Source organism: Streptosporangium sp. NPDC003464 (genome assembly GCF_053588315.1).
The window spans coordinates 1-9,521 of sequence record NZ_JBSFPS010000343.1; the positions used below are offsets into that span (position 1 = coordinate 1).

Annotated in this window: 8 protein-coding genes; 6 read left to right on the top strand and 2 right to left on the bottom strand. The window is 72.4% G+C overall.

What is annotated here, in order from left to right:
* Positions 1–102 precede the first annotated feature (102 nt).
* Positions 103–1,257: a quinolinate synthase NadA gene (gene nadA, locus ACWDS7_RS43365; RefSeq protein WP_306857575.1), complete on the bottom strand. Its 1,155-nt coding sequence runs from the start codon at positions 1,255–1,257 to the stop codon at positions 103–105.
* 193 nt (positions 1,258–1,450) lie between these two features.
* Here nadA and erpA point away from each other — a divergent pair, with 193 nt between their 5' ends.
* Positions 1,451–1,804 (top strand): iron-sulfur cluster insertion protein ErpA, encoded by a 354-nt coding sequence (gene erpA, locus ACWDS7_RS43370; RefSeq protein ID WP_306857577.1) that lies wholly within the window; start codon positions 1,451–1,453, stop codon positions 1,802–1,804.
* Here erpA and ACWDS7_RS43375 read toward each other — a convergent pair.
* Positions 1,801–3,177, bottom strand: a complete 1,377-nt coding sequence (locus tag ACWDS7_RS43375) for a hypothetical protein (protein ID WP_451934044.1) — start codon at positions 3,175–3,177, stop codon at positions 1,801–1,803. The two genes, erpA and ACWDS7_RS43375, sit on opposite strands and share 4 nt — an antisense overlap.
* A 422-nt stretch (positions 3,178–3,599) precedes the next feature.
* Here ACWDS7_RS43375 and ACWDS7_RS43380 point away from each other — a divergent pair, with 422 nt between their 5' ends.
* Genes ACWDS7_RS43380 through ACWDS7_RS43400 form a run of 5 tightly spaced genes read left to right on the top strand, consistent with a single transcriptional unit; the run spans position 3,600 to position 9,411 of the window.
* Positions 3,600–4,751: a glycosyltransferase family 4 protein gene (locus ACWDS7_RS43380; protein ID WP_451934045.1), complete on the top strand. Its 1,152-nt coding sequence runs from the start codon at positions 3,600–3,602 to the stop codon at positions 4,749–4,751.
* Entirely contained in the window at positions 4,748–5,878 is a 1,131-nt protein-coding gene (locus ACWDS7_RS43385; RefSeq protein WP_451934046.1) for a glycosyltransferase family 4 protein, read from the top strand. Before ACWDS7_RS43380 ends, ACWDS7_RS43385 begins: the two co-directional genes overlap by 4 nt.
* 1 nt (position 5,879) lies before the next feature.
* Complete coding sequence (locus ACWDS7_RS43390) at positions 5,880–6,998, top strand: glycosyltransferase family 4 protein (protein ID WP_451934047.1); 1,119 nt, start codon at positions 5,880–5,882, stop codon at positions 6,996–6,998.
* Between the two features lie 20 nt (positions 6,999–7,018).
* On the top strand, positions 7,019–8,080 hold the full coding sequence (locus ACWDS7_RS43395; protein ID WP_451934048.1) for a glycosyltransferase: 1,062 nt from the start codon (positions 7,019–7,021) through the stop codon (positions 8,078–8,080).
* Positions 8,077–9,411 carry a lipopolysaccharide biosynthesis protein gene (locus ACWDS7_RS43400; RefSeq protein WP_451934049.1) on the top strand — a complete coding sequence of 445 codons (1,335 nt, stop codon included), beginning with the start codon at positions 8,077–8,079 and terminating at the stop codon, positions 9,409–9,411. The genes ACWDS7_RS43395 and ACWDS7_RS43400 overlap by 4 nt, the downstream gene beginning before the upstream one ends.
* Positions 9,412–9,521: the final 110 nt, after the last annotated feature.

Sequence of the window (9,521 nt, forward strand, 5' to 3'; positions counted from 1 at the left end):
GCGGCCACCGGTCCTTGGGCAGCACGTATGTGCCTCGGCCGGGGATGGGGTTGATGTATCCCTCATTGGCGCCGGGACCGGTCCCGGGCCGCCGGGGCCGGCTCAGGGGAGGGCCAGCATCCGGTCCAGGGCCACCTTGGCCCAGTGGGTGGTGTCCTCGTCCACGGTGATCTGGTTGACGACCTGGCCGGCCGCCAGCGACTCCAGCGCCCACACCAGGTGCGGCAGGTCGATCCGGTTCATCGTCGAGCAGTAGCAGACGGTCCGGTCCAGGAACGTCACGTTCTTGTCGGGGAACATCTGCCCGAGCCGCTTGACCAGGTTCAGCTCGGTGCCCACCGCCCACGACGACCCCGCCGGAGCCTCTTCGAGCTTCTTGATGATGTATTCGGTCGAGCCGACGTGGTCGGCCTTGGTGACCACCTCGTGCCGGCACTCGGGGTGCACCAGCACGTTGACGCCGGGGATCCGCTCGCGGACGTCGTCCACGCACTCGGCGGTGAAGCGGCCGTGCACCGAGCAGTGACCCTTCCACAGGATCATCTTGGCGTCGGCGAGCTGCTGGGCGGTCAGCCCGCCGTTGGGCCGGTGCGGGTTGTAGACGACGCAGTCGTCCAGGGACAGGCCCATCTCCAGCACCGCGGTGTTGCGCCCCAGGTGCTGGTCGGGCAGGAAGAGCACCTTCTCGCCGCGGGAGAAGGCCCAGTCGAGGGCGCGCCTGGCGTTGGAGGAGGTGCACACGGCGCCGCCGTTGCGGCCGCAGAACGCCTTGATGTCGGCGCTGGAGTTCATGTAGGTGACCGGGACGGTGACACCGGCGATCCCGGCGTCCTCCAGGGCCTCCCAGCACTCCTCGACCTGGTCGAAGGTGGCCATGTCGGCCATCGAGCACCCGGCCGCGAGGTCGGGCAGCACGACTTTCTGCGAGTCGCCGGTGAGGATGTCGGCCGACTCGGCCATGAAGTGCACGCCGCAGAAGACGATGTACTCGGCGTCCGGCCGGGCCGCCGCCTCCCGGGCGAGCTTGAAGGAGTCGCCGGTCACGTCGGCGAACTGGATGACCTCGTCACGCTGGTAGTGGTGGCCCAGCACGAAGACCCGGTCGCCGAGGGCGGCCTTGGCCCGCCTGGCGCGCTCCACGAGCGCTGGATCGGAGGCCGACGGCAACTCGCCGGGACAGTCGACACCGCGTTCACTGTGCGGATCGGTCCCCCGGCCGAGGACGAAGAGCGGAAGCCCGGTCTCGGTGGTCGTCACGGCCACACCCCCTTATCGTCGAACTGACGACTAATGATGACACACGGCGGAGGGGGCTTTATTCCGGGGTGAGGGGGTAGTTCCGGACAGAGGAATGTGTAGCTGCCAGTGGGTGTTGGTAGCGTCTAAGAAGGACGTCAGAAACAGACAGCCGTTCCGATCGGACGGTTGACGCAGACGCGGGAGTCACCACATGTCGGTTGAGAGCAGTGAGACCACGGCGCAGGGCCTGATCCTTAGTGACGCGGCCGCCGCCAAGGTCAAGAGCCTGCTGGAGCAGCAGGGCGAGGAAGGTCTCCAGCTGCGCGTGGCCGTGCAGCCCGGCGGCTGTTCGGGCCTCCGCTACCAGCTCTTCTTCGACGATCGTTCGATGGACGGCGACATCGTCACGGACTTCAACGGCGTCAGCGTGGTCACCGACCGGATGAGCGCCCCCTATCTGGTGGGTGCCACGGTCGACTTCGTCGACACGATCGAGAAGCAGGGCTTCACGATCGACAACCCGAACGCCACGGGCTCCTGCGCCTGCGGCGACTCGTTCAACTAGGCGGAAGAACCGCGCGGCGGCCCCGCTGAGGGTAGACCAGGGCGCGGCCGGACACCCGCGTTTTCCGATGTCCTTGCCAACCCTTCAGGCAGATCATGGGAGGGCCGCGCCCGGTCGTGCGGGAGCTCCGGCACCGGGACGCCGGCCGGGCCGGCGGGCCCCGCCGCGCGCAGCCGCGCGTGACAGAGCGCGGCCGCGATCACCAGTCCGAGGATGCCCCAGCCGGGCCCGGGGAAGGCCCCGGTGGTGTTGAACCACACCGCGACGCCGGCGAGGACGGCGCGGGTGAGCGGGTCGGCCGCGCGCATGGCGAGCCAGAGCAGCAGGGCGAACAGCGCGATCCCCACGACGCCCAGGTAGGCCGCGATGTCCAGATAGACGTCATGGAGGCCCTCGTAGGGGGTGGAGGCGAAGGCGCTCCGGTCGACGGTGGCCCACCCCGAGCCCATCAGCGGGTCGGTCTCGGCGAACAGCTGCCCGAAGACCCCCGCCTGGGCCGCGTGGATGTCCACGGTGATCGACAGGTCCGGACGGATGACCGGGACGAACGTGACGGCGAGGATGCCGACCAGGACGATCACGAGCGGGTGCACCCGCCTCAGGCGCATTCTCGCGAGCCAGCCGGACCGCGACACCCGGGTGAGCATGACGAGTCCGGCGATCAGGGCGACCGTCGCGGCGATCCCCCTGCTGCCGACGAGCCCTGTCAGCCCGGCCCCGATCAGGAGCAGCTTGACGGCCCGGTTCCGCTCCGCGGCGCCGAGCACCGTCACGACGGCGGAGACGAGCCCGATCTCGTTGGGGCCGCCGGGGAACCCCGCCCACCGGCCGTCGAAGTCGCTGACCAGGGGGACCGTCGCGATCATCAGCACGCAGATCCAGCGCGCGTCGCGCCAGAGGTCCGTGCCGGGCCGCAGGTACAGGCCCACCGCGACCCCCGCGATCAGCGGCTCGACCACGCGGAGGAAGGCCACCGCCCCGGAGAACTCACTCCGCGCCACTCCGAAGACGACGAAGAGGGCGATGACGGCGATGAGCACGTGGCGTGTGCCGGCCTTCGCCCGGACGAGGGCCGCCACGGCGGTGAGGAGCAGGAGGGCGTCCCCGGCGTTGACGTCCACACCTCCCACGGAGGTCAGCGTGGGCCACACCGCGGTCACGCTCAGGACGCAGAAGGCCATGACCCACACGATGAGCCGGGCCGGCGCGGCGAAGACGAACAGCGGGACGCCGACGAGCAGTGCGGCCCAGCCGAGGACCTCGGTCTGCTCCCGCGCGACCATGGCGCTGAGCAGGGCGGCCGCCCCGGATATCGCCACGGCCAAGCAGAGGTTGCGCAGACTCCCCGGGACCGTCCAGCGGTGCGCGGTCACCGCCGCACCACCGGCCCTCGGACCACCGCGACCGCCTCGGCGGCCGCCAGTCGCGCCGGGATGACCTGGACCGGCCGTGAACTGCTCCCATCGGGCGCTATCACGAGCCCTCCCTCCTCGGCACCTGCTGTTCGATCAGCACCTCAGCGACTGTACAGAGAGCAATGGCCGTGTACTCTCTGTTTCCTTCGCGTGTCGCCACGGAAGAGACACTCAGGGCACACCCAACAGGGGAATCGCATATATGAATCCGGAACAATCGCATTGGACCGGACCGGATATATGCCTCCGCGCCACTTGTCGCCCGGCGCCGGACCAGGCCGGCACCGGCCGGATCAATGACAGCGTAATGATCGCGCAATATCCCTGACAGACGGAGTGCCGCGCCGCTACGAGCATTCCTGATTGCGATGATGACGTCCGTGATCACGACAGATGCCGTGCACTCCCGCGCCCGGCCGAAAATCGTCTACGCCATTCCCCATCTCTCGGTCGACGCGACGGAACACTTCGCGCACCTTCCCGCCTTTCTCGAGGCGCTCGGGGAACGGGCCGACCTGGTCGCGCTGGTCGAGCGGGGCACGCCTCCCGAGAAACTGCCGGGCGTGCGCATGGTCGTCTCCGTGCTGGGCCGCACCCGGCCCGCCCGGCTGCTCAACTGCGTCCGCGCGATACGCACGTGCCACCGGGCCGGCTACCGGACCTACTTCCTGCGCTACTCGCGCCTGCTGCTCATCGTGCTCGTGCTGAGCTACCCGATCTTCCGGCCCCGCATATTCCTGTGGCGGAGCGGCACGGCCGACCTGATCGAGCCGGGGCACAGGAAGACCGTCCGGCGGCGGCTGGACGACGGGCTCAACTATGTCCTCGCGCGGTGCGTCCACGCCTTCGTCACGGGCCCGGAGACGATGGTCCCGGTCATGCGCGGGCGGTGGCGGGTGCCCACCGGCAGGATGCGCCTGCTGTACAACGACATCGACAGTGATCGCTTCACTCCCCTGGCCCCCGCGCGGCGCTCCGAGGTCCGCCGCCGGCACGGGTGGGACGACGGCGACTTCGTCATCCTCTTCGTCCACCGGCTCTCCTTCCGGCGCGGGACGCGGCTGCTGGCCCGGCTCCTCGACGCCGTCGACGCCGCGCTGCCGTACCGGGTGCGGCTGGTCGTGGTGGGGGACGGCCCCGACCGCCGTCACCTCGACCGGCTGGCCGCCGGACGTCCGAACATGCACGTCCTCGGTGCCGTCCCCAACCTCGACCTGCCCGACCTGTACGGCGCCGCGGACTGCTTCCTCATGCCGAGCTACGAGGAGGGCTTCCCCCGCGTGCTGCTGGAGGCGATGAGCTCGGCGCTGCCCGTCGTGACGACCAGCGCGGGCGGCTCGGTGGACGTGGTGGGCCGGGACTACCCCTTCGTCTGCGCCGTCGGAGACCTCGCCGCCCTGGTCGCGGGCGTGGTCGAGCTCGCCGGCCTGCCCCGGGCCGAGCGCGACGCCCTCGGCGGCCGGCTCCGGGACAGGGCCCGGGACAAGTTCTCCCCCCAGCGAGTCGCTCGGATGCTGGAGGACCTCCTGTGAAACCCGTCTCCGTCACCCTGGTCGGTTCCAGCCCCTGGGCCCGCGACCTGCACGCCGACGACGTCAACCTACGCCCGGCGCTGGCGCTGGCCGAGCGTCTCGGCGCCCCGTACAACGTGATCGTCCCGGCCGGAGGGGCCGCCGCGGGCTTCGTCGACCTCGACCCCGTGCGCCTGTACCGCGTCCCGGACGGCTCGCGGCCGGTCCTCCTCCGCGAGGCGCGCCACGTGATCGACCACGGCCTGCGTGCCCGCGGTGACGTGCTGATGTCGAGTGACCCGCTGGCCGCCGTCGCGGCGGAGCTGTCGCGCACCCGGCGGACCACCCCGCACATCGTGCAGATCCAGGGGGACGTGCTGGATCCGGGCCCCGAGTACGGCGGGCCGCTCAAACGCGCGGCGCTCGCCGTGGTCTCGCGGGCGGCCGTGCACCGCGCCTCCGCCGTACGCGTGGTGCGCCGGGGCCTGCGGGAGCGGGCCCAGCGGCTGACGCGGCGCCCGGTCATCCACGTGGCCAGCCGCGTGGACACCCGGATGTTCGTCCCCGCCCCGGCCCCCTGCCTGAAACCGATCCACACCGTCATGGTCGGCAGCCTGCTCCACCTCAAGAACCACGCGACCGTGCTGCGGGCCTGGCCGCGCGTCCTGGAGAACGTCCCCGACGCGCGGCTGGTCGTCCTCGGCGAGGGACCGGCCCGCTCCCAGCTGCTCGGACAGGCACGCGCCCTCGGCGTCGAGGACCACGTCGAGCTCCGCGGCGCCGTACCGCAGGCGGAGGTCGTCTCGGTGCTCCAGCACGCGCGCGTCCTCGCCCACCCTTCCTGGTCTGAGGGCCAGCCCCGGGCGGTGCTGGAGGCGATGGCCTGCGGCCTGCCGGTGCTCTGCTCCGACATACCGGCGCACCGGGAGATCGTCGGCCCCGAGGCCGGCCGGCTGCTGGCTCCGGCGCAGGCCCGCGACTGGGCGGAGGCGATCACCACGCTGCTGACGGACACCGAGCGCGCCCGGCAGATGGGCAACGGCGCGCGCCGCTACGTCAGCGAGCACCACGACTTCGAGCTCATGATCGACCGCTTCGCCGATTTCATCCAGGGCGTCGTCGCCGAAGACTCCCTCAGGAGGAGATGACATGAGGATCCTCCGTGTCGGATACCGGCTGCCGCCCGAGCCAGGGGGCAAGGAACGCCACATCGAGCGCCTGACGCGGGAGCAGATCCTCAACGGGCACCAGGTGGTCGTGGCCCACCGCCGGGGCGAGGCGCCACCGGGGGCCGAGCTGCTGCCGCCGGCCCCGTGCCTCCTCGGCCGGCTGGCCTCCAGGAGGTCCGACGTGGTGGCCTTCGCCGCCGAGTGCGCGCGTGCGCTCCGGCGCGCCCGGCCGGTCGACCTCGTCCACCTGCACGGCGACCACCGCGAGGCGCTCGCCCTCGGGCCCGCCGTACGGCGGCTCGGGGTCCCCTTCGTGGTCACCGTCCACGGCGCCCTCACCGAGCGCCACCGGCGCGTCATGCCCTGGGCCTTCCGCCATGTCGACGGGTTCATCGCCCTGGGCGCCCGCCCGCGGGACGACCTGCTCGCCGCCGGGATACCGGCCCGGCGGATCCGCACGATGTCCAGCGGCCTGGACATCCCCCACCTGGAGGGGTTCCGGGGACGGCACCCCGTCGAGCCGGGGCTGGTCGTGAGCGTCGGTTCCCTGGCGAAGGTGAAGAACCACGCGCTGCTGATCGAGGCGTTCCACGCGCTGCGCGCGGACCTGCCCGGCGCCCGCCTGGTCATCGCGGGAGACGGGGCCGAACGCGCCCGGCTCCGGCGGCTCGCGGGGACCGGCTCCGGGATCGAGTTCGCCGGGCCCCTCTCGGCCGACCAGATCTACGCGCTGGTGAGCCGCGCCCAGGCTTTCGTGCTGGCCTCCCGCCGGCTGCCCGCCGTCGGGGAGGGGATACCCACCGCGGCCCTGGAGGCGCTGGCGCTGGGCACCCCCGTCATCGTGTCGTCGGACGCCTCGCTGGGACCGGTCGTCGCCGACGACGGCGCCTATCTCACCTTCCCCAGCGGATCCACGCCGGAGCTGGTGGCGCTCTTGCGCTCGGTCCTCCAGGACGAGGGGCTCCGGCTCCAGATGGTCGAACGTGGCAGGCGGGCGGTGGCGGCACTGGACTGGCCGCTGGTGACGGCGCGGGTCGAGGAATGGTACGGGGAGCTCATGAACGGTCGGAGATCGCGGCGTGCCGGGGCGGCGTCGTGAAAGGCCCGCACATCTGCGAAGTGATCAAGACGCTGGACGTGGGCGGCGCCGAGGTCCTGCTCGTCGAGCGGCTGCTCGCCGCGCCGTCCACCGGCAAGCGCTACACCGTCGTGTGCCGGCGGGCCACCACGCCGAACCTCACCGACCTGCTGCGGTCCGCCGGTGTGGACGTGGTCGACCTCAGCTCGTCGGCGCGCCCGTCCGGCCTCGTCCGGACGGTCAGGCGGCTGGCGCCCGACGTGCTCAACTTCCACTCCCCGCTCCCCGCGGCGCTGCTGCGGCCGGCCTCCCGCCTGTGGAGACCCCGCCCCGCGCTGGTCACGACCGTGCACAACGTGCGCTACCGCACCACGACCCTGCTGCTCGACCGGGCGACGGGATGGCTGGACACCCGGACCGTCGCCGTCTCCCCCCAGGTCGCCCGCGCCCCCACGAGCTGGGGCGCCCGCGCGCTGTGCACCCGGGTGCACGGGGTCAGCGTGGACAGGCAGCGCCGTTGGGCCCTGGAGTCGGAGCGGGTCAGGCGGGAATGGGACGTCCCGGAGGGCGCCTTCCTCATCGTGCACGTGGCCAACTTCCGGCCGGCCAAGAACCACGGGCTGCTCATCGAGGCCGCCGGCAAGGTCCTCGCCGAGGACCCGCGTGCCCTGTTCCTGCTGTCCGGGTCCGGTCCCCTGGGCGGGCAGGTGGCCGGACGCGTCGCCGCCCTGGGGCTGGACGGCCTGCGCCTGATCGGGCACGTGCCGGACGCCGGGCGCCTGATCGCCTGCTCCGACCTCCTCGTGCTCAGCTCCTCCCACGAAGGGCTGCCCGTGGTCGTCATGGAGGCGCTCGCCGCCGGTGTGCCGGTGGTCTCCACGGACGTCGGGGGGGTGTCCGACCTGGTGGTCTCGGGCCGGAACGGACTGCTCACCACGCCTGGGGACTCCGGTGAACTCGCCGCGGCCATCCTGCGGGCGATGCGTCCCGGGACCCACGCCTCCCTCCGGCGAGCAGCGGCCGACAGCGCCGACCTCGTCGACGTCAGGCGGACCGCGGAGTGGTTCGACAGGCTGTACGACGAGGTCTGTCCCCGGTCATGACGGCTCTGCTCGAACGCGTGATCCACCACATGCGCTCGCCCGGCAGGCGGCACCTGCGGACCTTCACCTCGCTCACCGCCACCGGCCAGGGCGAGGCGGTGCTGTCCATGGTCAGCCTGGCCGTCCTGATCCGGCTGGGAGGGACCGAGCAGTCCGGTCAGGTCATCTTCGCCCAGGCGCTGTCGGGCGTCTGGTTCCTGCTGCTGGATCCTCGCCTGGAGGACGCCGCGCAACGGTTCGTCCCCATCGAGCAGCAGCGGAGCGGGCAGGGCTCGGCGCTGTTCACCCGGCTGCTGCGCTGGGATGTGGCGATCGGCGCGGCGGCGGGCTGCCTCGGCCTGCTGGTGGTGCTGGCGGCATGGCTGCTGGGGCTGACCGGCGGCGACCTCGCGCTCATGCTCGCCCTCGCGGCCGTCTCCGGCGGGGCCGCGGCGTCGACCGGCGCGGCGGGGGCGGCCTTCGCCCTGGCCGACCGCCTGCGCGACCTCGGGGTCGTGCGCCTGCGGTGCGCGGTCCTGTCGTCGGCGCTGTCGCTGGGCGGCCTGCTCGCCGGCGGCCCGGCGGCCTACCTGGCCGGTCAGGCCGTGAGCGCCGTCGTGACGGCCGTGGTGCTCGGCAGGCTGTCCCTGCGGGCGGTCCTCACCCATGTGGGGCCGGCCGTGACCCGGGTCCCGCTGCCGGCCGGCCTCGTCGCCTTCACCGCGAAGGCGTCGGCGGGGACGTCGGTGGCGGCGGCTTCCGAGTCGGGCGTCCTCGCGCTGGCGGGGCTGCTCGGAGACCCCGCCCTCGTGACCGTTCTGAAGCTCGCATCGGCGCCCAGCCGCCTCTACACGACCCTGATCAGCCCGGTCGCCTCGATGCTCCACCCTCGGCTGGCCCAGGCCGCCGCGGTGGGAGACAGGGGGCTCATAAGGCGGGACGTGGTGCGCGCGTCGCTGCTGCTCGCCGCGGTGGGCGTGGTCGCGCTCATCGTCGCGGCCCCGATCACCGGAGACGTGCTCGGCCTGGTCTACGGCGCCCAGTACGCCGGGGCCGGCGGTACGGCGGTGCTGCTGCTGGGCGTGGCGTGCGTGAAGGGCAGCATGTCGTGGTCGAAGGTGCTGCCCCTGGCACTGGGCCGGCCGGGCTGGCGGCTGACCTACCTCGCCGCCGAGGGCGTCCTCCTGCTCGTCCTGCTGTCGGCCGCCTGCTGGACGGCCACGGGCGCCGTCCAGATCTCGCTCGCCTTCGGGTGGGGGTCGCTGGCCCTCGCCGTCGCAAGCTCGGGCTGCTGGCTCGTCCTGCTGCGGAGGCTGGTGCCCGCACGAAGAAGACGGCCCCCTCGGTGGTGATGCGTGCGGCGATTCCGGAGGTCAGGCCAGCCTCGGCTGACCAGACGGCGGTGACGACGCCGGTCTGCTCCTGGATCGCTGCGTGTGCCTGCTCGGGCAGGTCAGCCCAG

What these genes read in the sequence shown, in the direction of transcription:
- erpA (WP_306857577.1), top strand. Translation starts at nt 1,451, where the DNA reads ATGTCGGTTGAGAGCAGTGAGACCACGGCGCAGGGCCTGATCCTTAGT.
- ACWDS7_RS43390 (WP_451934047.1), top strand. Translation starts at nt 5,880, where the DNA reads ATGAGGATCCTCCGTGTCGGATACCGGCTGCCGCCCGAGCCAGGGGGC.
- ACWDS7_RS43400 (WP_451934049.1), top strand. Translation starts at nt 8,077, where the DNA reads ATGACGGCTCTGCTCGAACGCGTGATCCACCACATGCGCTCGCCCGGC.